The following is a 24,009-nucleotide window of genomic DNA, read 5'->3' on the forward strand; positions in this document are numbered from 1 at the left end:
AGGTGGTTTTAATAAATGACAGCAGGTAACAATAGGTGAACGCCGGGTGCGAAAAGTTGATGGATTGTAATTAAACAGGAACTGGACAATCTCCCAACGGGATTCGACCGGCTCGCGGCATCATGCTAGCCGGTCGAATATTATATGTCAGTCATGGAGCGGATATTCTGGGTAAACGCGGGCGTACGAAATGAGCGAGGATTCGTGATTACATCATGGTTGCTTCTGACCAATGCTCCAGGACAAATTGCAGGGAAACGTCACCCTTGAAGTCATTTACCTGTAACCGATAAACGGCATCTATTACCGCGGGAAGAGGGCCGTCGTGGAGGAACAGTATGGCGTCATAAAGAAAGACTGATTTCTCCGGCGGGCAGGTTCCGGTTTCGGACCGCGCCTTTCTTAATTTTAATTTAAGGTGTTTTTGTCCGACGACCCGCTGATCTTCCACATGAAAGCGGCTGCGAAATGCAGGTTGCGGGAATCCCTGTCCCCATACCTGCCGCACCAGTTGTTCCGCCAGTTCCAGAGTTATTTCGGATTCATCCAGATCCCCGTCGGTTTCGATGACTCGTTTGAGATCCGCCGGCCCCAGCAATTCCCTGGCAGTTTGCTCGAAGGCGTCACGGAATTTTTCGAAATCGCATGTACGAATGGTCAGACCAGCTGCCGCGGAGTGACCCCCGAATTTAAGCAAAAGCCCAGGACAGCGTTTGGAAACCAGATCCAGCGCATCTCTCAAGTGGAAGCCCGGTATGGACCGCCCCGACCCTTTCAGCTCATCCTGGCCTCCCGGTGCAAATGTGATAACCGGGCGATGAAATTTATCCTTTATGCGCGACGCCAGTATGCCGATTACCCCTTGGTGCCAGCCAGAATCGAACAGGGTCAAGGCATAGGTGTTCGTCGCGTCTTGCGCGGAATCATTTGAGTGGAATACGCCTGACCCCTGGGGCATATCCGATGGCCGCAGGGTGGACGGGTCCTGCAAACCACTCCTACCAGAAAAGATATTCTCCAGCATGTTCAGCGCACTATCCCGCATGTCGGATTCAATTTCCTGCCGCTTGCGATTGAATGTGTCCAGTTGCAGCGCAAGCTGGGCAGCGCGCGAGGGGTCATCGGTAATGAGGCACTCGATGCCCAGGGACATATCGTCCAGCCGTCCTGCCGCGTTCAGTCTCGGTCCAATCATGAAACCCAACTCGTAGGCGGAGGTTTGCCTGAAATTCCGGCAGGCGATGTTGATCAGAGCATTGATGCCCGCGCATCCGCTTCCCTTGCGAATGCGTTTCAAACCCTGCTGTACCAGGAGCCGATTGTTGTCGTCGAGCTTCACAACATCCGCCACGGTGCCTAGCGCAACCAGATCCAGCAGGCTTCCCAGGTTTGGTTCCTGCTGCGGAGACGCAAACATGCCTTTTGCCCGCAACTCGGCCCGCAACGCGAGCATGACATAGAACATGACGCCCACACCGGAGAGGTGTTTGCTGGGAAAATCACAGCCAGGCTGATTGGGATTGACGATGAAGACCGCCTCAGGCAGCGTATCGCCTGGAAGATGATGATCAGTGACGAGAACCTGCATTCCGAGGCGACTAGCCTCGGCAACGCCTTCCACGCTGGCGATGCCATTATCGACCGTAATCAGAATATCCGGGCGAGGAACGCCGGCGGCAGCCACTCGTACGATCTCCGGGGTAAGACCATAGCCGTACTCGAAGCGATTGGGGACGAGGTAGTCGACCTGGGCGCCGAATTTCCTCAAAGCGCGTATTCCTACGGCACAAGCCGTGGCACCATCCGAATCATAATCGGCTACGATCAGCAGGCGCTTGCGGAGTGCAATCGCCGTGGCCAGAAATTGCGCCATTGCCGTTGCATTCTTCAGGCGTGCAAAGGGGATCAGCCGGGACCAATCGATCTCAAGCTGGCCTGGCTCTTCGATACCGCGTGCAGAATAGACACGGGCCAGGACGGGGTGGAAACCGTGCCGGATCAGTGTATCAAAAGTCTGGTGAGGGTAATTGCGGATGATGATATTGGGCATGTCAGGATAGAAGCTCAGACACGCGCAGTATAACGCTTTACACTTTCCGATTTTTTTACAGTAATGAGCCGGTCAGAAATGATAGTGCGCTCCAATACCGAGATAGTCCACCCGCTGCCTGAAAAACTGGCCCGTCGGGGAGTTTCCGTGAAAATATTCAACCAGGAACTGAAGGTTGCGGCCGAATGCCCGGAAGTGATCCAGCTGAACGCCTGCCCGCGCGGATACATCGGCATTCCAGTCGTTCTGCTGATGGTTCTTGAGGTCAACCGCCACGATCGGTCGCAGCGGTAAAAACGCGATACGCCATGGGCTGCGAAACTCGACGCCATATTGTATGGACCAGGGCTTGATGTTCGAAGGTTCCTTGTGAAAGATCCCCCCTCCGCCGCCGTAAACCCTCAGCCCGTACGGGAGCTCATACGACAGCCTGAGATCGGCTCCCTCATAGCTAAGGTTGATCCGCTCCAGGGTGGTTAACCTGCGCAGCAACAGTTCGTCTCCAAGATGAGAGCTTTGATGATAGATACGACCGAAAGCAGAAAAGTGGCCTGCCCGCACGCTTCCATAAGCGGATGCTATGAAATCGCTATTGATGAGATCGGCCGAAGGCGCGCCGAGATTGAAATCGCTGAAGACGGCAGCTTGAAGACCTGCTTCCCACTGTACAGTGGATTGTCCGAAATTCGCGCGATAGAAGGGAATGGTTTCACCAAAGCTGACAGCGGCATTGTTATTTCCGTCAATATTGTTTCCGACATAGTTGCGATATGCGGCGGAGAAATGCGCCCAGCGCGGATCGGCCAGTAAAGGCTTGAACAAATGTCCTTCGGGCAGCATTCCGGTTGCCAGAACGGTGGGACCCGCCGCGGGTACGCCTGCTTCGGTCTCGGTCGTTGCCGCTCCAGACTCCCGAGAGGTGGCGGAAGGGTGTTGAATAGGCTTGAATGCCTCGCGCTCCGCAGTCCTGCTGACACTTTCTTCCGCTATGGCGACCCCGGCCACGCCCGGGATTTTCGACAGTGCCTGAACAACCTGCGCACGGTTCTCGGACTTCAGTTTATCCTCGCTTATGGTAATGATGCCATCTTTCACCACCAGAGTCGGAATCTCCATTCCAAAACCATGTTTCAGGACACCTGCCGCGTAACCGGCGATATAGGCATCCTCCATTACCGCAGCATGGACAGTTGAGGTAAAAAACAACATGACTGCGATGATATTCAGATAACGCACGGTTTCCCCTTTTTTGATATTCAATCGAGAACAGAATGTGACATTTAGCCTTTCTGCTGCTTTGTGTGCTTCGCGACGGGCTCTTTGCCCGCCAGAGCGGTGTATAAGAAATAATGTGCTAAAAGACCGGGAAGTAAAAAGACTTCGGGTTCCATTTTAAAATAGTGTTCGTGTTGCCGCCCGTAGACTCCGCGCTCGCTGGAGAAGTCCGCGAACCGCGAGGACCGTGGAATGCTAGTGGAGAACTCCTGACAAGTCGGTTTGATTGCGCACACATCGCGCATTGAGATGGATTGTCCTCATTGCGCTTTTTTGAAATAGCTTGAGGATGCCCGGTATGCAATGGTTTTCCTGTCTGTTGCAATTGTCAGTGAGGTGGTGGCAACCTCAGCCCTGAAATCGAGTAATGGTTTCACGCAGTTCTGGCCATCAGTAGTTGTCGTGGCGGGCTATGCTGTTGCTTTCTTCTTTCTCTCCCTTGCCTTGCGCACCCTGTCTGTGGGAATCGCATACGCTATCTGGTCCGGCGCCGGCATCGTCCTCATATCGCTTGTCGCCTGGCTCTTTCTCGGGCAAGCGCTCGATGGTCCCGCTATCCTGGGTCTCGCGCTCATTGTTGCCGGCGTGGTTATCCTGAACGTATTTTCCAGATCCACCATTCACTGATGGATATTCTGGTCCGGGAAGGAAATCCCGCAGGAAACTCCGGAAAGAAATACAGACCCTAATTCTCCATTTCCCCGTTCGTCCATTTTATCGCCGCTTTCTTCACCCGGTGTACCAATGTCCAATTGTTTTGGCAGTGGGAGTTGCTACGATTCGATTCACCTGCCCGTCCGGCTTGTTACGGCCTCTCCAATCGGCAATAACGGAATACGAGACCGAACCGGGCATTGTGAGAATGGACTTGGGATCGGAGATCGAATGATGAGTATCAGGAAAATTGTCTGGCAGTTGAGCATGTGTGCGGGGATTACGCTTTGGGCAAATGCGTACGCGATCGCGTTATTTCAGTCCGAATCCGTCGCATCTGCCGCCCCGCAATTCGAATATCATATTTCCTGGGTCAGGGGGGAAGCGGATGGTACTGCGGGTACAGGGGAACATTCAAGTCATCCATCCTGGAAAGGGTCGCCGAACTTCCTTCTGCCGTTGGCTTCAGGATATTTCGATATGTTTTCCCCGTTCGAAAATTTTGCTTCTCCATCAACCGGTTTATATCTCACTCTGCTCAGAGGGGATGAAGCTTTCGGCATCAATATTGCAGGTTTCACCAATGATGAGGCAGGGCTGGTAAACATGCTCGCCCTTCCGGATCTGTTCATGCAGGCACAGTGGCAGCAGCCCGTCGCAGGCAACTCACAAACTACACCGTTTACTCCCCATTCTAATAGTGGCAACGCAGCTCGGGCAAGAAATACGCCGCACGTATGCGCGCAACTGCGCGAGGTTCGGAGAAACAGGCTGGAGCTAAGGGATGGCGACTGCATTGGCTTCGGGGGTGGTTCGGATGGAAGCGGTAATGCGAATAGAAATGGGAGCAGGGCTGGGGGAGGCTCCAACGCCATCATCGCTCGAAATAAAAATGCCCGCGACAGCAATGCCGGTGATGGCGCCTATATCGGGGGAGGGGGCGGTGGGGGAGGTGGAGCAGGGGGAGGCCCTAACGCTGCCACTCCAGGTACAGGCGAGAATGGCAATGGGGGCGGCATGTCTCCGCCGGCCAGTCATAATTCTGACCCGGATAATGGCAGTGAAGGCGATGCAGGCGGAACCGAAGGGACCGGGTCCAACCAGGGTAATGAGAATGGTGGAACGGGCGAAGGCAGCAATGGGGGAGGAGGAACCGGAGGAGAGGGCGGAAGTGGCGGGAATGGCGATACCGGGAACTGGAACAACCCGGAGGAAGGGGAAGGTCCGCCCCCAAGCGAAGTAACGGAAGTAATGCTCCTCCCTGAACCTGCTACACTAGCGCTTCTCGCACTGGGTCTGGCTGCGCTGTGCGCCGTGCGTAGAAATCAGGGCAAGATTGTCGACTGAATCTGCCCGGAATCTATAAAAGGAGGTGCAGCATATATTGCCGCAGACGCGATTATTTCGCGTGAGATTTTCCGCCCTTTTTCCATGCCGTCGCTGTGGTTCATCCTTTTTACCTGGCATGGAAGCCGAAAAGGTGTCAATCTGCTTTCTGATGCCAGGTCGAATTCCGATTAGCCGGGATAAAATCGGCTAGAACGTTTCTTTCATCATTCAAACCTCATCAGTGCTGGCGATATTTGCCATTCGTGCAACCTCCCGACAGGGCGTCAGCGATTATTTCAGATTATTTCATCTGCATGTTTCTTCAGGTGGATTGCCGGCCGGCATGGCGGGCGGGTGTCACCTGTTGAACAGGGTTGCATCTGCCGCGGATGGCAGGCTCATCCGCGCGTGGAGGGTTGGCTATCGAAACGGAAGAGGTCTACGGAGGGCAAGGGAGTCCAGCCGGATTGACGGTGGTCTGCAACGACCGTGGTGAAAATGCCGCCACGCACGTAGAATTTAGCCGTGAGACGTAGATAACGGGGCTCGAGGGCGGTGGCCAAGTCATCGACAATCCGGTTTGTTACCGCTTCGTGGAAAGCGTTTTCGTCACGGAAAGACCAGATATAGAGCTTGAGGCTTTTAAGTTCGACGCACTTCTTGTCAGGAATATAATCAAGAATCAGGGTCGCGAAATCGGGCTGGCCGGTTTTGGGGCACAAGCAGGTAAACTCGGGAATTTCCATATGGATATGGTAGTCCCGTTCCTGAGTTGGATTGGGGAAGGTTTCCAGGTTTTTATCGGGGTGGCTGGGCATTCTCTTATCTCTGTCAAAATCGGTTAGAATGAGCTCCCTTGGGAGGCTTTTCCCAGGATGATTCGAAATGTTCCCGAACCGGAAGCTTCATCCAGGAGGTTACCTTCTGCGGCTGCACATTATAACTGCTTGCAAACGACAAATTGCGTCTCTCCCACATCAAACTCGCCGGTTTCAAATCCTTTGTTGATCCTACGGAAATTCCCCTTCCAGGGGATCTGGTGGGGGTCGTGGGCCCCAATGGGTGCGGGAAATCCAATGTCATCGACGCTGTCCGCTGGGTTCTGGGGGAATCAAGAGCCTCCGCGTTACGCGGTGAATCGATGCAGGACGTCATTTTTAACGGCTCCACGACCCGCAAGCCTGTGGGCAGGGCCAGTGTGGAGTTGGCGTTTGACAACAGCCTTGGCAAGGCAGCAGGGCAGTGGTCGAGTTATGCGGAGATTTGCATCAAGCGCGTACTGAGGCGCGACGGAGAATCCACATACTACATCAATAATATTCATGTGCGGCGCCGCGATATTGCCGATATTTTTCTTGGCACCGGATTGGGGGGACGCGGCTACGCCATCATCGAGCAGGGAATGATTTCCCGCATCATCGAAGCCAAGCCGGAGGAGCTTCGTGTATTTCTGGAGGAAGCAGCCGGTATTTCCAAATACCGGGAGCGGCGGCGTGAGACGGAATCGCGCCTGGCGGATACCCGCGAAAACCTTCTGCGCGTAAACGATATTTGCCAGGAGTTGGAAAAGCAACTAGTGCGTCTTGGGCAGCAGGCGGAAACAGCCCGCCGGTTCGAGGACTTGCAGAGTCGATTGGACAAGGCGCAAAATCTACTGTGGTTTGCCCGCAAACAGGAAGCCGCGTCGCAACGCGCACTGGCGGAAAAGGAAATTCAATCGCTGCAAACCACCCTCGAAGCCGAGGCGGCGGCGTTGCGCAGGGCCGAAAAGCAGCTTGAGGAAAAGCGCGCGGATCATTTTGCGGCGAGCGATCTTTTGCATAATGCTCAGGGCGAGCTGTATGCAGTCAATGCCGAAGTGGCGTACACTGAACAGCAGATACAGCACGTGCGGGAAAATTACCAGCGCGTCGCGCAGCAGATTGTCGCAACGACGCACCAGCTTGAGCATTATGCCACGCAGGCTGATACTTCGGTGGACAGCTTGAATCGCTGGCGCGAAGAGTACGAACAGGCGCGGTTGGACAGCGAGGCGAGCAAACAGAAAGCCACGGTGGAGAATGAAAAATTGCCGCTGGCCGAGACCGCTTTTCGCACGCGCCAGGAAAAGCTTGCCGAGGTGCAGCGTGACCTGCTGCTGGCGGAGCAGTCGGAGCAGCTCGAAAAGAGTCATCGCGCCCATGCCGAAGAAGCACTTCAGCAGCTCGAAATACGCCGCAAGCGATTGCTGGTTGAGTACGCCGCCTTGCCTGAATCAAAGATCGAGGAGTTATCGGATCTGACCCGCGAGGCGGAAGCGATTGCTCACGATCTGAAACAAAAGCAGGAGGAGTTTGCGCAAACAGAAAATCTGCTGCTTGACGCCGAGGAAGTCAAACGCGAGTTTGCGCGCAACGTGCAGGCGCTGGAACAGCAGGTTGTACAGGCTGAGGCGCGGCTGAGCGCGTTACAGCGCCTGCAGGGACGTCTTGAAAGCAGTGAAGGACTGAATACCTGGTTTGTAAGGCATCGGCTCGATTCTCTACCGCGGTTGTGGCAAGGCATACAGATAGAGAAGGGGTGGGAAGACGCGCTTGAAGCTGTCCTGCGCGAACGTTTGAACGGTACACGCGTGGCGAAGTTGGAGGTGGCGCTCGAGTGGGCTAATCCTCCGCCAGGGAAGTGTGCGCTGTTCGAGCCGGCAGGGACGAGGCTGCAACAAAAGGCTGGAAAGGTAGCAGAGGCTGAAGAGGGGGTCGACAACCCTGCCAGAGACGGGGAAGCAGGAGTCGCATTGCGGTCCTATCTGACCTGCAGCGATACGAGCGTAAAATCTGTAGTGGATGAATGGCTGAGCGGTATATTTGCGATTGATAGCCTTGAAGCAGGGCTCTCCCGGCGAAACCTGCTCTCGCCGGGGGAAATGCTGGTGACACGGGAAGGTTGTGTGGTTACCTGTCATAGCCTCACCTTTTACTCCCCTGACTCGCAGTTGCATGGCGTGCTTGCACGGCAGCGGGAGATCGGGCAGATTGAAGTGGAAATGGAGGCGCTGAGAGCGAAGCTCGATGTCGAGCAGTCGGCGCTCGATACCGCAGGAGACACGTGTTACGATCTGGAGTCATCTCTGTCCAGTCTGCGGCATGAGAATGAACAGCTTCAGCAATTGCACCATAATGTGCAGATGCAGGCATTGAAGCTGACACAGACGGTCGAACGCAGCGAGCAGAGGCGCAAACAGATCGATAGCGATCTGGCGGAAATCGAGCAACATGCAGAGGCAGAGGTTTCCCGTCAGTGCGGTGCCGAAGCAAGGCTTGCCGAGCATGGCGTGCGGATCAAATTCCTGCAGGAGCAGGTACGAACGGAACAACTCGCGCGAGATGCCGCTGAAGAGTCGCTCATTAGTCAACGCCGTCTGGCTCAGAATGCATCAAGGGAAATGCAGGAAGCTGTCTTTCATGAAAAAACCTGTGAGCATAAAATTGCTGAAGCGGAAAATGCTATCGAGGGAATTGAGCGCAGCGTGGGTGAACTCAAAGCTCACCTGGAAAAATTGCAAGTCGAGCAAGACAGTTTCGATGAAGGCCAGTTGGTCGGAATGCTGGAGGAACGGCTGACGTTGCGTGAGCAGCGTGAACAGAAACTGGCGGAGGCGCGTAATGCCCTCGAAGGCCTGGCTACGGAATTGCGGCAGATAGAGCAGGAGCGAATGGCTTCCGAACAAAAATTGCATCCGTTGCGGGAGGCTATCAACCTTATGCGTCTCAAGGAGCAGGAGGCGCGAATTACCGAGAATCAGTTTGGCGAACAACTGCAGGGATGCGAAATTCCTGAAGAAGAATTGATAAACTCTCTGGGAAAGACACGTCCTGCCGCATTGCAGAGCGAGGTGAACCGGCTGCGTGGCGACATCACCGCGTTGGGGTCGGTCAATACCGCCGCGCTCGAGGAATTGCAGTCTTGCCAGACTCGAAAGACCTATCTCGATTCACAGGCGCAGGACCTGGAAGAGGCGTCGGAAACACTCAGGAATGCAATACGGCGCATAGATCGTGAAACCCGCGAGCGGCTGCTCGAAACGGTCGAGAAGGTCAATGCTCATCTGGGCGACATGTTCCCCACCATATTCGGGGGGGGGCATGCGAAGCTGATGCTGAGGGGGGAAGAAATCCTGGATGCGGGCGTACAGATTGTCGCTCAACCGCCTGGCAAGAAAAACAGTTCGATTCATTTGTTATCCGGTGGCGAAAAGGCGCTGACCGCGCTGGCGTTTGTATTCTCTCTATTTCAACTCAACCCGGCGCCCTTTTGTATGCTGGATGAGGTGGACGCTCCCCTGGACGACAGCAATACTGAACGTTTCTGCAATCTTGTGCGGAAGATGTCGCGTCAAACCCAGTTTGTATTTATCAGTCATAATAAAATAACCATGGAAATGGCGCAGCAATTAATAGGGGTTACCATGCAGGAGAAAGGTGTATCGCGCGTGGTGGCGGTAGAAATGGAGGAGGCTGTAAGACTGGGCAATACAGCTTTGGCAACGTGAAGCGACCATGGGCAATCTAAGTGAATTGCAAATCAGCCTGATCGGCATTGGCATCGTCGTGGTGCTCGGCGTAATCGTTTTTAACTGGACGCAGCAACGCCGCTACCGTCGGAAAGCAGAGCAGGCATTCAGCCGGGAGCACGAGGATATACTCCTGGGAGCGGGTGTATCCGCCAAAGGAGAGGAAAGAATAGAACCTCGCCTCAGCACCGGCGCTGAACCGCACGATCCTGAAGCCGAACCCAGTACGCATTCAAGTGCTTTCCCGGAAGTAGCCGAACCGGCCCAGAAAGCGAACGTCAATCCAGCCCTCCATCCTCCATCCAGGCCGAAGGCCGGGAAAGCGGTTGAGCGCACCTGGTTTAAAGGACCGGCTTCATTTAGTGTGCCTGCCCGTAGACCGGTCGATGAAGATTCCCGCCACGAAGGAGTCGTTGTTCACGAAAGATTAAGTATACCTGCCGCCCCGTCAGGTAATGAGGAAAGGCCGGTCGAAGAGGACAATGTCTCCGACGCAGTGGATTATGTGGTAGAGATCGCCCGTGAGACACCGTTCGCGGACTTAACCCTGGCGGAAGTACTGGATCGTAAATTTGATTTCAGCAAGCCGGTGCGGTGGATGGGGAAGCAGGAAGCAGATGCATCCTGGGAAGAAATCGCGACGGATACACGTGGCCGGGAGGGCAGGGCGAGCTACGTCAGTCTGAAGGGTAGTCTGCAACTGGCTGATCGCGCAGGACCTGTGAGCGAAGTGAGCCTGGGTGAATTTCGTGACATGGCGGAAAATTTTGCGGCCCGCGTCAATGCAACTGCCCGTTGCCCCGACATACATAAGAGCTACAGCCGGGCCCTGATGCTCGATGAATTCTGTACCCAGGTGGATGTCATGGCCGGCATCAATATCATCAGCAGGGATAACAGCGTTTTTACCGGCGCCAAGATCCGCGTCATGGCGGAAGCATGCGGCTTCAAACTGGGGAACGAGGGGATGTTTCATTACCGGGACGAAAACAACGTTGTTTTGTTTTCCCTGGGCAATTATGAGCCACCTCCTTTTCTTCCCGACAGTATTCGAACCCTCACCACTCGTGGCATCACGCTTTTTCTTGATGTGCCGCGGGTTGCCAATGGTGAACGCATTTTCAATCAGATGGTGCATCTGGCTGAAACTTTCTCTGAAGCGCTCGGGGGCTTCATGGTGGATGACAACCGCGTACCATTGAGTGACAGCGGTATCCGGAAAATCAAGCAACAATTGAGCAGCATTCAATCCGTGATGATATCGCGCAATATCCCACCGGGGGGCCAGATAGCGCTGAGGCTGTTTGCGTGAGTGAATGCCTGAGCGAGATATCGCGCCATATGCGGGAATTGCGCGATGCAATCGAACTACATAATATCCGTTATTACGAGCTGGACACTCCGACGATTCCCGATGCGGACTTCGACAAGCTGTTCCGCGAACTGGAGGAGCTTGAGCAACGTCATCCGCAACTCATAACGCCCGATTCCCCTACTCAGCGCGTTGGTATTCCTTCCCTCAAAGCGTTTCCCCAGGTCGTTCACCGTACGCCGATGCTTTCCCTGAACAATGCATTCACCGAGGGTGAGGTAGAGGCATTCGATCGGCGTGTGCGCCAAGCCCTCGGCATCGCGCACGTCGAGTATGCGGTAGAGCCGAAATTCGATGGTCTGGCCATAAGCCTCTGCTATGAAAACGGCATGCTTGTCTCGGGAGCCACCCGCGGAGATGGCTACATTGGAGAGGATGTGACCCTAAACCTGAAAACCATTCGCAGCATTCCTCTTGGCCTGAGGGTGGGAGATGGGGGCGCCGAAGTTCCTGCATTTCTGGAGGTCCGGGGTGAGGTATTGATGTTGAAAGCGGATTTCGAGCGATTGAATCGACAGCAGCGTGAAAAGAACGAAAAGACCTTTATAAACCCGCGCAATGCTGCCGCAGGTTCTTTGCGGCAACTCGATCCCCGCATTACTGCCAATCGCAACCTGAGGTTCTTCGCATATGGTATCGGTGTCTGCGAAGGGGGAAATGTTCCCCATGATACCCACAGCCACTTGCTTGACTATCTCTCGTCACTGCGTTTTCCGGTAATGCGTGAACGCAGGACGGTCACGGGCGTTGCCGGTTTGTTGGAGTATCATCATGAAATAAATGGATTGCGCGAACAATTACCTTATGACATCGATGGTACGGTATACAAGGTCAACGAATTGGAGTATCAGGAAAAACTCGGTTTTGTATCGCGCGCCCCCCGATTCGCGCTCGCCCATAAGTTTCCAGCGCAGGAGGCAACGACCGAGTTGCTTGGAATCGATGTGCAGGTGGGCAGAACGGGAGCACTGACTCCGGTGGCGCGCCTCAGGCCCGTATTCGTCGGAGGCGCGACCGTCACCAATGCGACCCTGCATAACGAAGATGAGATCCGGCGCAAGGACGTCATGATCGGTGATCGGGTAACGGTAAGGCGAGCAGGAGATGTCATTCCGGAAGTGGTCGCAGTTCAGAAGGAAAGCCGGCCGTCGAACGCGAAACCTTTTGTGATGCCTGAGCACTGTCCGGTGTGCGGCTCCAGGACGATTCGCCTGCCCGGAGAAACCTTGACCCGCTGCACGGGCGGATTGTTTTGCCCCGCTCAACGGAAACAGGCAATTCTGCATTTTGCCTCGCGTCGTGCCATGAACATCCACGGACTGGGCGATAAGCTGGTGGATCACCTGGTGGACAATGCCATCATTCGAACCCCCGCAGATTTGTATAAGCTGGGACTGGCCGCGCTCGCCGCACTGGATCGGATGGGGGACAAATCGGCGGGAAATATTATCAATGAAATTGAAAAAAGCAAAAACACGACCCTGGCCCGATTCATCTATTCCCTAGGTATTCGCAACGTGGGCGAGGCCACTGCGAGGGACTTGGCCCGCCATTTCGGAGGACTCGACTCCCTGATGGGCGCAGATGTGGAAACTTTGCAGCAGGTATCGGATGTGGGACCTGTCGTCGCCCAAAGCATTGCCGATTTTTTTGGCGAAAGGCACAATCGTGAGGTTATAGAGCAACTGCGCGCCGCGGGAATCCGCTGGAAAGAAGATGCGGGAATACAGGCAACAGACCATGCAGCCGGTTCTGCACATCCGGAAGCAGGCGCCGCAAGCAGCAAAATTGCCGGCAGGATCTTTGTACTGACGGGAACCCTGCCGACCATGAGCCGGGAGGAGGCCAGGGAGAAAATTGAGGCGATGGGAGGAAAGATTGCCGGCAGCGTGTCCAAAAAAACCGATTACGTCGTCGCAGGCGCGGATGCGGGCAGCAAATATGACAAAGCGCTTGAATTGGGAGTGGCGCTTCTCGACGAAGCGGAATTGATATGTTTATTGCAGGCGTCACAAGCAGATAACAATTCGACGCAAACGGATTCCTGAACGGGTGGTTTAATGCCGAAAATACGTAAAGCAGTTTTTCCGGTGGCAGGAATGGGCACGCGTTTTCTCCCCGCGACGAAGGCAAGTCCCAAGGAAATGATGCCGATTGTAGACAAGCCGCTGATTCAGTACGCGGTCGAAGAGGCGATCGCAGCGGGTATCACGGAGATGATTTTCATAACAGGCCGTCACAAGCGCGCCATTGAAGACCATTTCGACAAAGCGTACGAAATGGAAAGCGAGTTGGAGGCCCGTGGCAAAAATGAAACGCTGGAAATGCTGCGCAGCATTCTGCCTAAAAATATTCATTGTATTTACATCCGGCAATCGGAAGCACTCGGGTTAGGGCACGCTATCCTTTGCGCGCGTCCCGCGGTAGGAAATGATCCTTTTGCCGTGCTGCTGGCAGACGACTTGCTCGTGGGAGACGAGCCGATTATGCGGCAGTTGGGCAAGGTGTACGAGGAGAACGGTTGCTCCATTCTGGCCGTACAGAATGTCGAGCCTGAAGACACCGTCAATTATGGCATTGTGAAATGCGGGCCCGGAATGAACGGCTTGCATCCCATTACGGGCATCGTGGAAAAACCTGACCCGAAGAATGCTCCCTCTAGGCTGGGTGTCGTCGGACGTTATATTTTGACCCCGAAAATCTTCGAGCACCTGGAAAGGGTGCAACCGGGCGCCGGAGGGGAGATTCAGCTGACCGATGGAATCGCCTCGCTTTTGCGGGAAGAGCGGGCGCTGGCCTATGAATTCCACGGAACGCGTTACGATTGCGGGAGCAAGATAGGATACCTCAAGGCAACGATTGCGCTGGCGCTCCAGCATCCGGAGGTCGGGCGTGAGTTTGCGGCGTATCTCGACGCCAGATGCACTGGGCATACCAGCGTCTAGCCATCTATCTGCTGCCCGACGGAATTTTTCCTGTTCCTTATTCTTCATCAGATTACCCCTGCCGATGCTCCCATACCAGGATGCACAGAAAATTCTGAGAGAAGCAGAGCAAATATTTCCTGCCGATGTTGTAGTGGAAACCGTCAGGCGTATGGCAGCCGATATTACGGCTGTCCTGGCACATCGTTATCCTCTGGTGTTGAGCATCATGGGGGGTGCGGTCGTGTTTACCGGGCAACTGCTTCCCCTGCTGCAATTCCCGCTTAATTTCGACTATCTTCATGTCAGCCGTTACGCTGAAAAGACGCACGGTGGCAGGATCGACTGGAAAGTCTCACCGGGCGAGAATGTGCAAGACCGGGTCGTACTGGTGGTGGATGATATCCTTGACCAGGGAATTACGCTCGCCGCCATACGTGAATGGGTGATGAGCCACGGCGCAGCAGCATTTTATAGCGCCGTTTTTGCCGAAAAGGATATTGCCAGCCCCAAGCCGGTCAGTGCGGATTTTGTGGGTCTTGTGGTTCCGAACCGCTACGTCTTCGGCTTCGGCATGGATATCCATGGGGCATGGCGAAATTTGCCCGCCATCTATGCCTTGAAAGAGTGAGGTAAAATCCAGAAATATGCTTGCAATTATTGGCGGGACTGGAATGGCCCAGCTTGAGTGCCTTGAAATTTCCCATCAGAAAGTTGTAACGACTCCTTATGGGGAACCATCAGGTCCTCTGACTTTTGGCAAGATACGTAACAATACTGTCGTTTTTCTGGCGCGTCATGGATACGGCCATACGATTCCCCCTCACGAGGTGAATTACCGCGCCAATTTGTGGGCATTGCAGTCGGTGAATCTGACGAGGGTGATAGCGGTTACTTCGGTAGGTGGAATCCGTCCTGATCTCGCACCGGGCACGGTAGTGATTCCCGACCAGATCATCGACTATACTTATGGTCGCAAGTATACCTATTACGATGGCAACGGCCGGTCAGTGACCTACATCGATTTCACCGAGCCCTACTGTCCTTTGACTCGCAAGCGTCTCCTGGAAGCAGCAGGACGTGCCGGCGAAAAGGTGCTTGACGGAGGGGTTTATGGGGCGACCCAGGGGCCGCGACTTGAAACCGCAGCTGAAGTCAACCGGCTGGAGCGGGATGGAGTTGACATGGTTGGAATGACTGGTATGCCTGAGGCCGCCCTTGCCAAGGAGTTGGGCCTGTGCTATGCAACCATGGCAGTAGTCGCAAATTACGCGGCCGGCCGTAAAAGCAGTGCTCATCTCATCCGTCTGGATGAAGCGCATGCCGTTCTGGAGAAAACGATGGTCAGGGTCAGAAATATTCTCGAATGGGTGGTAACGCTCGATGCCGATTAAACCTGTCCTCAAAATGGGGGATCCCCGCTTACTGGAAGTGGCTCGGAAGGTGAAGAATTTCAGCACGCCCGAGTTCGAAGCATTGCTTCGAGACATGCATGATACGATGGAGGCGCTGGAGGGTGCCGGCTTGGCTGCGCCGCAGATCGGGATCGGCCTGCAGGTTGTCATTTTCGGGGTGAAGCGTAATTCTCGCTATCCGGATGCGGAGGAGGTACCCTACACGGTATTGGTAAATCCGGTACTGACCCCCCTCACGGAATATATGGAGCAGGATTGGGAAGGCTGCCTGAGCGTTCCCGGCATGCGCGGGATGGTTCCCCGGTATGCCAGAATACGTTATGAGGGTTCGGATCAATATGGTAATCCCATAGACCGGACGGTGGAGGGGTTTCACGCCCGGGTGGTGCAACACGAATGCGACCACTTGCAGGGGATTCTCTACCCGATGCGGATTACCGATTTTCGCACGTTCGGTTTTACCGATGTGCTGTTCCCGGACAGACCACCCTTAGCCGAGTAGCGGTTTTCCAGCCGGTGGAAAGGGAAACGACGAACAGAACTTCCAACGGTTTTGATTTTATCCGGTGCGGGATGAGATCGTCAGTTGTTGTGCCAGCGATTGAGCCAGATGCCGGGGGCTTCGTTTCCCGCTCTCAACCACGATATGCGCCGTCTCCCGATATAACGGGTCACGCTGCACAAACAGTTCAGCCAGTCTCGCGCGGGGGTCGGAAGTCTGCAGCAGCGGACGGTTCTTGTCATGCCGGGTGCGGCGCCACAGGTCGTCGATGGACGCTCGCAGATATATCACGGTGCCGCCGTGCTTCAGCATTGTCCGGTTTACTCCACTCAATACGGCTCCACCTCCCGTGGCCAGAATGATATTCCTTGCATTCATGAGTTCGGACAGTATCTCGGTTTCGCGCCTGCGAAAGCCTGCTTCTCCTTCGATCTCGAAGATCGTGGGAATACTGACACCCGTTCGTTTCTGTATTTCCCGATCCGAATCGTAAAAGGTTTTTTCCAGGAAATGGGAGAGGAGTCTGCCCACCGTCGTTTTTCCGGCACCCATCATCCCGACCAGGAAGATGTTTCCGGTGGCTGCGCGATCGTCAGCCTCCCCTTTCGCATCAACTGCGGGAGCAACTGCATCTGTTGAAATCATTGGGGGAATTGTAGCGGAAATATAAGTGTTGCACCTATTCCACTACCCCGAGTTTTCAGTACTCCGCCCGATTTTTCACAGGAATATTCAAAAGACCGCTACTCACTTCTCCCGGATGGGAGGTGCTTTGGTGAACTCATTCCTGTTCAATCTGCCATCCCGGTCGATATCGAGACTGTGGAAAACCTGGGGAGACATTTTCTGCACCGCGGCCTCCTTCATGGTTATGTACCCATCCTCGTCGGCGTCGTACAGTTCCCAGGGAGGCGTGATAACCCCGCGCGCATCCGGTTTTCGTTCCGGGGAAACTTCCGCGAGAACCGGCGTCGGCAGGCCGAAAGCAACGATGATCAACGGGATGCTGAGGCTTCCTGATATATAGCGATTTTTCAAGTCAGCTCCACTGCATTGCGGTTGGGGTTGCGGTTGCATGTAGGCAGGGGCGGAGGAAACAGAAAACTCCGCTCGGCCGTATGGATCGGGATTCCTCACCTAATTCATCAGAAAGTAAACGATGATCAAAACAAACGCAGGTACACCCAGAAGCCAGGCGATAAAATATTTTCCCATCATAATTCTCCCGAGAAAATTGGAAAACCTTTCTCCATGACCAATTTTTTCCTATGCTTTTTAAGTACCGGTACTTTTATTACTCCTACACTCGAAGTTACATCCGCCGCCGGGAATTCAGCGACCTTATAACCGCCGGCAGAACCTCACGCATCACCAGCGTTCTCGCGCTGCTGCCCAAGACGCCGGAGGACAGGGCAATGCCGCTTTTTACCGCTTTGCTCAATGATCTGGAGGGTACTGCCGACAACACGGCTAACAGACCCAGCGAGATAGAGTAGGGGTGGCGCGCTATGAACCTGAATGTCCGGCTGCGCGGAAAAACATCATCGCCCGCCACCTGCGTCTGCTCATCCTCGTGTCCATACCTGGATCGATATTCCCTGCGGCTGGCATGCATCCGCTCCAACAGCGCCTTTTTTTCATATTCCAGCGAGGTGCTCATACGATATCCTTCATCAGCTTGATATCCTGCTGTAGTTCATCACGCACGGTATCAAAAGCTGAAACAGAATCTGTCTGACCGGGGGTTGCGAAATAAACTACAAAGGCAGTCAAGGCATAGAAAGCGACAACCCCCCAGGCTGAGACCACGCGATAGGGGGTGTCCCAGAAAGTAACGATAACGGCAACTCCTGCGAAGACAAGACTCAGGACGGAGAGAAACGTTATCACGACGTAGCCGATCAGCCGTCGCTTGAAGTTCCTTCCCTGAATCTCCACGGATATTTTTATCAGCTCAATGTATTCGCTGAGGCGTTCCAGGATGAGAACTCCAATTTCTTTCGCTTTTTTAATGGTCTCAAACATGGCGGTTCATCTCGGGCTAAGTGGCGGAACGCGTAGCTTAGCGACGGGCCAGCAACAGGCCGATTATCAGGCCGATCCCAGCCGCGTAGCCAACCGATTGAAGAGGGTGTTCACGTATACACTCCTTCGAGCACTCGACGGCATAGTCGAATTGCTCTTGGGCGTCCTCCGCCAGGTCGTGAGCAGCCGCGCGGGTATCAGCAATTTTTGCCATCAGTTTTTCCTTGGCTTCTTCCAGATCAACGTCTGACAGATTGGGAATGCGGGAAATGAGATCATCCAGGTCAGCTCTCAGCTTTGCAAATTCGTCCCTTGCCACCGATCCGACTTCCTGACCTGCCGATTGCGCTGCCCGACCTACACGCCGGGCCGCATCGCCCGCGTGCTGAGTCATATTTTCCGCAGCTTCCCGAGTATCGCTCGTCGCATTCTTTGAGGTATCCTTTGAGTTATCCTGTGCCATGTTCTTCTCCTTTTACTTTTAATTGGTTTCATTGAAAGATAGGCGGTACTTGTTCAGTACGCGTCAGGTGCCAGTTTCCGGCAGTTGCAGCTGCCGGTCTGTTCGTTGACACACATAGCACATCCGTAGGTTCCAATCCACAGATTCTTCTCGGTTCCCCTTCGCCAGGGGGGCTCCTTTTCTGTGACTAGTGGACCACTGTATCCGTACTTGGCGTTGCACAAGTTCAATTGAGTGAATCAATTCAGGAATGGTATAATCTATAGTTAACTCGGTCTCGCCCAGTTTTGCAGAGTCAGGTTTGTTTGCAAGACTGCGTCCTGCTGCCATTTTTCCCGCGGGTACTGTTTCGCGCCGCTACACTTGCTGCGGCAGCGTTCATTACTGCATCCGGATGGGACGGCCAAGTTAAACGTCAGTTCAAATTCACACATCTGCCTGTTTCGAAAAGGGTGCTTCTGCATTGAAGGGGAGCGACTATGGCGGATGGAGGCTCAACCCTTAAGGAGGAAATTTTATGTCAGTAACGATGCGGCAAATGCTGGAGGCGGGCGTTCATTTCGGGCATCAAACCCGCTTCTGGAGTCCCAAGATGGCGCCCTATATTTTTGGCCATCGCAACAAGATACACATCATCAATCTGGAAAAAACGCTGGTGATGTACCAGGAAGCGATGAATTACGTGCGTCACTTGGCGGCCAACAAGGGCACGATTTTATTTGTCGGAACCAAGCGCCAGGCACGGGATATCGTGCGCGAGGAAGCGATGCGCTGCGGGGCGCCCTTCGTCGACCAACGCTGGCTCGGTGGAATGCTCACCAATTTCAAGACGATCAAGCAATCCGTTAAAAGACTCCATGATATGGAAACGATGATGGAGGATGGAACGCTTGACAAGCTTTCCAAGAAAGAAGCATTGGATCTGCAGCGGGAACTGGAAAAACTCAATCGCAGTCTGGGAGGCATCAAGGACATGAAGAGTTTGCCCGATGCCATGTTCGTCATTGATGTCGGCTATCAGAAAGGGGCGATAACCGAGGCCAGGAAGCTTGGTATTCCTATTGTCGGTATTGTGGACAGTAACCATAGTCCGGCCGGCGTGGATTATGTCATTCCTGGCAACGACGATTCCAGCCAGGCAATTCGCCTTTACGCCCGCGGTGTTGCGGACGCCATTCTGGAAGGCCGGAATCAGGCCATCCAGGAAATTGTACAAGGCGATTTCGAGGAAGCGGATGAGGCACTGGCTGGCGAACAGGGATAAATTTCGTCGGAGTGGGGCACGTGAATTCGTGTCGGGGGCGCGCACATCCAGCGCTTCTTTTTTGAAAATTATCTGGAGCGAATATGGCGGAAATCACCGCACAAATGGTGAAGGAATTGCGCGAGATGACTGGTCTCGGCATGATGGAGTGTAAGAAGGCCTTAACTGAAACCGACGGAGACATGAAAGCCGCAGAAGACCTTCTGCGGATCAAGAGTGGCGCCAAGGCGAGCAAGGCAGCCGGACGGACTGCAGCGGAAGGGATGGTAGCGGCCCATATCGCGCGTGACGGCAAGAGCGGTGCGCTGGTGGAAGTCAACTGCGAAACCGATTTTGTCGCAAGGAACGAAGACTTCATCAGCTTTGCGCACAGTCTTGCAGAATTGCTGACAACGGAAAGCATAGCGGACAACGAAGCGCTCGCAGATGCCAGGTTGTCAAACGGTGAAAGCGTGGAGGAGTTCCGGAAAGCGCTGGTAATGAAGCTGGGCGAAAATATCAGCATACGCCGTTTTGCGCGCCATCAAGTAACCGGTTCGCAGGATCGTCTTGCTTCCTATCTGCACGGTGCAAAAATAGGCGTCATGGTCGATTATACGGGTGGCGATCAGGCCTTGGGCAAGGACCTCGCGATGCATATCGCCGCCAGCAAGCCGGTGTGCGTGTCAAGCGAGCAGGTTTCTCCGGAGCTGCTGGAGCGTGAACGCCAGATATATACCGCCCAGGCAGCGGAGAGCGGGAAGCCAGCCGATATCGTTGCGCGCATGGTCGATGGCCGTATTGCCAAATATCTCGCCGAGATAACGCTTCTGGGGCAGCCGTTTGTCAAAAATCCCGATCAGACGGTGAAACAACTGCTCGCAGAAAAATCTGCCCAGGTCAACGGTTTTACCTTGTATATCGTTGGGGAAGGGATAGAAAAGAAATCTGGCGATTTTGCTGCCGAAGTCATGGCACAAGTGGGTCAGGCCAAACAGGAAAAAGCGTCTTAGCCGCCGGATTGCTCATGACCATACCCGCTTATAAGCGCATCCTGCTGAAGCTCTCGGGCGAAGCTCTCATGGGTGACGATAGTTATGGCATCAACCGGGATGTAATCGAACGAATCGTGGCCGAGATAGCCGAAGTGAATCAGCTGGGTGTCGAGGTTGCGGTAGTGATAGGCGGTGGCAATATTTTCCGGGGGATGACCTCCTCCGCGGAAGGCATGGACCGGGCCACCGCGGACTATATGGGGATGCTGGCTACCGTCATGAACGCGCTGGCGTTACAGGATGCGATGCGACGGGCCGGGCTGGTGAGCAGGGTGCAATCCGCCCTCCGCATCGATCAGGTGGTGGAACCGTATATTCGGGGCAAGGCAATACGCTACCTGGAGGAGGGCAAAGTAGTCATTTTTGCCGCCGGCACGGGTAATCCATTTTTTACGACCGATACAGCAGCGGCTCTGCGGGGAATGGAGATGAACGTGGATATCGTGCTCAAGGCCACCAAGGTCGATGGCGTATATACCACCGATCCCAAAATAAATCCGGATGCAGAACGCTACCAGAGACTGTCGTTCGATACTGCCATTGCCGAGAATCTCAAGGTGATGGACGCCACGGCGCTGACGTTGTGCCGCGACCAGAAGCTTCCGCTCAAAGTCTTCAGTATCTTCAAGGCGGAGGCATTGAAACGGGTGGTCATGGGTGAGGAAGAGGGTACGTTGGTGGAGGTCTGAGTGCTTTCTGGCTACCTTGGCTATCTGGCCGGACTATAGGGGGCTACAGCTTGAATTGTCGGCATCGTGCCGCGGCATGGACGCCGAAACAGGGATGTCCCGGGTTATATATCATTTACGTCATTTCTAACTACCATGATTGCCGAGATAAAAAAATCCGCCGAGCAGAAAATGCAGAAAAGCCTGGAAGCATTGAAACTGGATCTGGGCAAGATACGAACCGGACGTGCCCATACAGGTCTGCTGGATCACGTCACCGTGGATTATTACGGGAATCCCACAGCAATCAACCAGGTAGCAAACATCAACCTTGCGGATGCCCGCACCATTACCGTAGCGCCATGGGAAAAAAAGATGCTGGGGGCGATAGAAAAAGCTATCCGCAATTCAGACCTGGGGTTGAATCCCGCGACCGTAGGTGAATTGATCCGCGTACCCATGCCGCCGCTTACCGAGGAACGGAGGCGCGATCTCACCAAGGTGGTAAAGCATGAGGGGGAAGCGGCACGCGTGGCAATGCGAAACATTCGCCGGGACGCAAATGCGCACCTGAAGGACTTGCTCAAGGAAAAAAAGATTGCCGAAGATGAAGAACGCAGGGGGCAGGATGATATCCAGAAACTTACCGATCGCTATATTGCGGATATAGACAAGCTCCTCCAGGCCAAAGAAGCCGAACTGATGGCCGTATAAATGGAGTAATATTGCGGGAAGTGAAAGCATATGTTTCCGCTTGCCTGTTCTGGAATAGCCGGACCTGAAATAAAAATACCCTTGATTTCAACTTTGAATCTCAACCGTATTCTCCATGCCAGCCATCGTCAGTTCGACCCGGGAAATACCTGAAACTGGGGAAATTCCCCAGCACGTCGCCATTATCATGGATGGCAATGGACGTTGGGCAAAAAAACGATTCATGCCGCGCATGGCAGGCCACAAGCGTGGGGTGGAGACAGTACGCTCCGCAATCCGGGCCTGCATGGAGCGAGGTGTCAAATACCTGACATTATTTGCCTTCAGCAGCGAAAACTGGCGCAGGCCACCTGAAGAAGTCGCGTTCCTGATGCAGTTGTTCATAAACGTGCTGGAGCAGGAGGTATCCAAGCTGCACGAGAACGGTATCCGCTTCAAGGTAATCGGAGATCTATCGAAATTCGAACCGAAGATAGTCGAGTTCATACGCAACGGCGAGGCGCTTACGGCTGCCAATGAACGGTTTACGCTTACTATCGCGGCCAATTACGGCGGACGGTGGGATATCATGCAAGCTGTTCGAAAAATGGTCGCCGAATGTCCCCACCTGGCGACGACTTTCGATGAAAAAGACCTGATGCAGTATTTCGCCCTCAACCATGCGCCGGAACCCGATCTATTCATTCGTACGGGAGGCGAAAAGCGCATCAGCAACTTCCTTCTCTGGCAACTGGCATACACCGAACTCTATTTTACCGACACATTGTGGCCGGATTTTGATGCGCGCGCCCTGGATCTCGCCATCCAGTCCTATCAGCAACGCGAGCGCCGATTTGGACGAACCAGCGAGCAGCTTCAGGCAGCGTCATCCTTGCGTGGAGGCAGAGAAGTCGCCGCGAAAGCGACGGCATAGCTTCCACGCGTTCCGATCCGTGCTTTTTACTGATCGTCTCAACTATGCTCCGGGCACGGATTCTTACCGCCGTCATTATGCTATCCGTCTTTCTGGCGGCGTTATTCTATCTATCTTCCATCTTCTGGATGGTGTTACTGCTTGCGCTGACAACCGCCGGCTCGCTGGAATGGACCCGGCTTGCCAGGTTCTCTCTCAACCATACCATCGCTTATCTTTTATTGACGGTACTGCTGGCAAGCGAGCTCCTGTATGGATTGAGCGAGGCGGTTGCTGCTGATCCCTATACGCACTCATTCCTGGGGGTTTACGTTGCGTCGCTGATATTCTGGATCTTCGGCGCGACGATTTTCCTGAAATCGAAGCGTCCTGTCGGGAGTGTCGTCCTGCTGGCGTTTATCGGCTGGCTGGTGCTGTTGCCCACCTGCCTTGCGTTATACCAGCTGCGCGCAATCGATCCGCTCCTCCTGCTCGGTTTCTTGGGCACCATCTGGCTATCCGATACAGCCGCGTATTTTTCCGGACGCACCTGGGGAAAAAACAAACTCGCGCCGAGCATCAGTCCCGGCAAAACCTGGGAGGGGGTGGCTGGAGCCCTTGTTGCGGTACTGGTTTATGCGCTTATCTGGAGTTACGGCGAGGACGCGATTCCTGCCACGTTATTGATCCCGCTGCTGCTGTTTCTTGCCGCGCTGGGAATCGTGGGCGATTTATTTGAATCGCTGATGAAGCGTCACGCCGGGCTCAAGGACAGCGGCACTATTTTGCCTGGCCACGGTGGTATACTTGACAGGATCGATGCACTGACTTCAACCCTGCCCATTGCGGCTCTGGCACTTCTCCTGCTACATACCTGAT

Annotated in this window: 23 protein-coding genes; 15 read left to right on the forward strand and 8 right to left on the reverse strand. The window is 54.3% G+C overall.

The window, feature by feature from the left end:
- Positions 1-208: 208 nt before the first annotated feature.
- Positions 209-2,050, reverse strand: a complete 1,842-nt coding sequence (gene recJ / locus BMY01_RS09275) for a single-stranded-DNA-specific exonuclease RecJ (RefSeq protein ID WP_074746511.1) — start codon at positions 2,048-2,050, stop codon at positions 209-211.
- A 72-nt stretch (positions 2,051-2,122) separates the two neighbouring features.
- Positions 2,123-3,286 carry a DUF1207 domain-containing protein gene (locus BMY01_RS09280; RefSeq protein ID WP_081353870.1) on the reverse strand — a complete coding sequence of 388 codons (1,164 nt, stop codon included), beginning with the start codon at positions 3,284-3,286 and terminating at the stop codon, positions 2,123-2,125.
- Between the two features lie 342 nt (positions 3,287-3,628).
- On the opposite strand from BMY01_RS09280, the gene BMY01_RS09290 reads away from it, so the two are divergent.
- Positions 3,629-3,952 carry an SMR family transporter gene (locus tag BMY01_RS09290; protein WP_074746515.1) on the forward strand — a complete coding sequence of 108 codons (324 nt, stop codon included), beginning with the start codon at positions 3,629-3,631 and terminating at the stop codon, positions 3,950-3,952.
- A gap of 258 nt (positions 3,953-4,210) precedes the next feature.
- Positions 4,211-5,326: a PEP-CTERM sorting domain-containing protein gene (locus tag BMY01_RS17395; RefSeq protein ID WP_074746517.1), complete on the forward strand. Its 1,116-nt coding sequence runs from the start codon at positions 4,211-4,213 to the stop codon at positions 5,324-5,326.
- Positions 5,327-5,706: 380 nt separating this feature from the next.
- On the opposite strand, the gene queF is transcribed toward BMY01_RS17395, so the two are convergent.
- The gene (gene queF / locus BMY01_RS09300) at positions 5,707-6,126 is read right to left on the reverse strand and encodes a preQ(1) synthase (RefSeq protein ID WP_074746519.1); all 420 of its coding nucleotides are present in this window, start codon (positions 6,124-6,126) and stop codon (positions 5,707-5,709) included.
- Positions 6,127-6,269: 143 nt separating this feature from the next.
- On the opposite strand from queF, the gene smc reads away from it, so the two are divergent.
- From smc to def, 7 genes are all read left to right on the forward strand, one after another.
- The gene (gene smc, locus BMY01_RS09305; RefSeq protein WP_074746521.1) at positions 6,270-9,836 is read left to right on the forward strand and encodes a chromosome segregation protein SMC; all 3,567 of its coding nucleotides are present in this window, start codon (positions 6,270-6,272) and stop codon (positions 9,834-9,836) included.
- A gap of 7 nt (positions 9,837-9,843) precedes the next feature.
- Positions 9,844-11,169, forward strand: a complete 1,326-nt coding sequence (locus BMY01_RS09310) for a cell division protein ZipA C-terminal FtsZ-binding domain-containing protein (protein WP_074746523.1) — start codon at positions 9,844-9,846, stop codon at positions 11,167-11,169.
- Positions 11,170-11,198: 29 nt separating this feature from the next.
- On the forward strand, positions 11,199-13,277 hold the full coding sequence (gene ligA, locus BMY01_RS09315) for an NAD-dependent DNA ligase LigA (RefSeq protein WP_074746790.1): 2,079 nt from the start codon (positions 11,199-11,201) through the stop codon (positions 13,275-13,277).
- Between the two features lie 12 nt (positions 13,278-13,289).
- Positions 13,290-14,174, forward strand: coding sequence for a UTP--glucose-1-phosphate uridylyltransferase GalU (gene galU / locus BMY01_RS09320; protein ID WP_074746526.1), 885 nt, complete (start codon positions 13,290-13,292; stop codon positions 14,172-14,174).
- A 64-nt stretch (positions 14,175-14,238) separates the two neighbouring features.
- Positions 14,239-14,784, forward strand: coding sequence for a hypoxanthine-guanine phosphoribosyltransferase (locus BMY01_RS09325; protein WP_074746528.1), 546 nt, complete (start codon positions 14,239-14,241; stop codon positions 14,782-14,784).
- 16 nt (positions 14,785-14,800) lie between these two features.
- Positions 14,801-15,547: an S-methyl-5'-thioinosine phosphorylase gene (locus tag BMY01_RS09330; protein WP_074746530.1), complete on the forward strand. Its 747-nt coding sequence runs from the start codon at positions 14,801-14,803 to the stop codon at positions 15,545-15,547.
- Positions 15,537-16,070: a peptide deformylase gene (gene def / locus BMY01_RS09335; protein ID WP_074746532.1), complete on the forward strand. Its 534-nt coding sequence runs from the start codon at positions 15,537-15,539 to the stop codon at positions 16,068-16,070. Before BMY01_RS09330 ends, def begins: the two co-directional genes overlap by 11 nt.
- Positions 16,071-16,127: 57 nt before the next feature.
- Here def and BMY01_RS09340 read toward each other — a convergent pair whose 3' ends face one another.
- From BMY01_RS09340 to BMY01_RS09360, 5 genes are all read right to left on the reverse strand, one after another.
- Positions 16,128-16,715 (reverse strand): shikimate kinase, encoded by a 588-nt coding sequence (locus tag BMY01_RS09340; RefSeq protein ID WP_175463239.1) that lies wholly within the window; start codon positions 16,713-16,715, stop codon positions 16,128-16,130.
- 102 nt (positions 16,716-16,817) lie between these two features.
- Complete coding sequence (locus BMY01_RS09345) at positions 16,818-17,108, reverse strand: EF-hand domain-containing protein (RefSeq protein ID WP_175463240.1); 291 nt, start codon at positions 17,106-17,108, stop codon at positions 16,818-16,820.
- A gap of 274 nt (positions 17,109-17,382) precedes the next feature.
- On the reverse strand, positions 17,383-17,730 hold the full coding sequence (locus tag BMY01_RS09350) for a hypothetical protein (protein WP_074746537.1): 348 nt from the start codon (positions 17,728-17,730) through the stop codon (positions 17,383-17,385).
- Positions 17,727-18,095, reverse strand: coding sequence for a hypothetical protein (locus BMY01_RS09355; RefSeq protein ID WP_074746539.1), 369 nt, complete (start codon positions 18,093-18,095; stop codon positions 17,727-17,729). Before BMY01_RS09355 ends, BMY01_RS09350 begins: the two co-directional genes overlap by 4 nt.
- A gap of 37 nt (positions 18,096-18,132) precedes the next feature.
- Positions 18,133-18,558 (reverse strand): DUF883 family protein, encoded by a 426-nt coding sequence (locus BMY01_RS09360; protein WP_074746541.1) that lies wholly within the window; start codon positions 18,556-18,558, stop codon positions 18,133-18,135.
- A 517-nt stretch (positions 18,559-19,075) separates the two neighbouring features.
- Between BMY01_RS09360 and rpsB the strand changes: the two genes are divergently transcribed.
- The 6 genes from rpsB (at position 19,076) to BMY01_RS09390 (ending at position 24,008) form a co-directional block, all read left to right on the forward strand.
- Positions 19,076-19,822: a 30S ribosomal protein S2 gene (rpsB, locus tag BMY01_RS09365; RefSeq protein WP_074746543.1), complete on the forward strand. Its 747-nt coding sequence runs from the start codon at positions 19,076-19,078 to the stop codon at positions 19,820-19,822.
- Between the two features lie 83 nt (positions 19,823-19,905).
- Complete coding sequence (gene tsf, locus BMY01_RS09370; protein WP_074746545.1) at positions 19,906-20,814, forward strand: translation elongation factor Ts; 909 nt, start codon at positions 19,906-19,908, stop codon at positions 20,812-20,814.
- A 14-nt stretch (positions 20,815-20,828) separates the two neighbouring features.
- On the forward strand, positions 20,829-21,545 hold the full coding sequence (pyrH, locus tag BMY01_RS09375) for a UMP kinase (protein ID WP_074708077.1): 717 nt from the start codon (positions 20,829-20,831) through the stop codon (positions 21,543-21,545).
- Positions 21,546-21,680: 135 nt separating this feature from the next.
- The gene (gene frr / locus BMY01_RS09380) at positions 21,681-22,238 is read left to right on the forward strand and encodes a ribosome recycling factor (RefSeq protein WP_074746547.1); all 558 of its coding nucleotides are present in this window, start codon (positions 21,681-21,683) and stop codon (positions 22,236-22,238) included.
- A 115-nt stretch (positions 22,239-22,353) separates the two neighbouring features.
- Entirely contained in the window at positions 22,354-23,151 is a 798-nt protein-coding gene (gene uppS, locus BMY01_RS09385; RefSeq protein WP_074746549.1) for a polyprenyl diphosphate synthase, read from the forward strand.
- Between the two features lie 44 nt (positions 23,152-23,195).
- Positions 23,196-24,008, forward strand: coding sequence for a phosphatidate cytidylyltransferase (locus tag BMY01_RS09390; protein WP_074746551.1), 813 nt, complete (start codon positions 23,196-23,198; stop codon positions 24,006-24,008).
- The last annotated feature ends 1 nt before the right edge of the window (position 24,009 follow it).

The sequence above is a fragment of the Nitrosospira multiformis genome (assembly GCF_900110185.1).
GTDB classification, from domain to species: domain Bacteria; phylum Pseudomonadota; class Gammaproteobacteria; order Burkholderiales; family Nitrosomonadaceae; genus Nitrosospira; species Nitrosospira multiformis_A.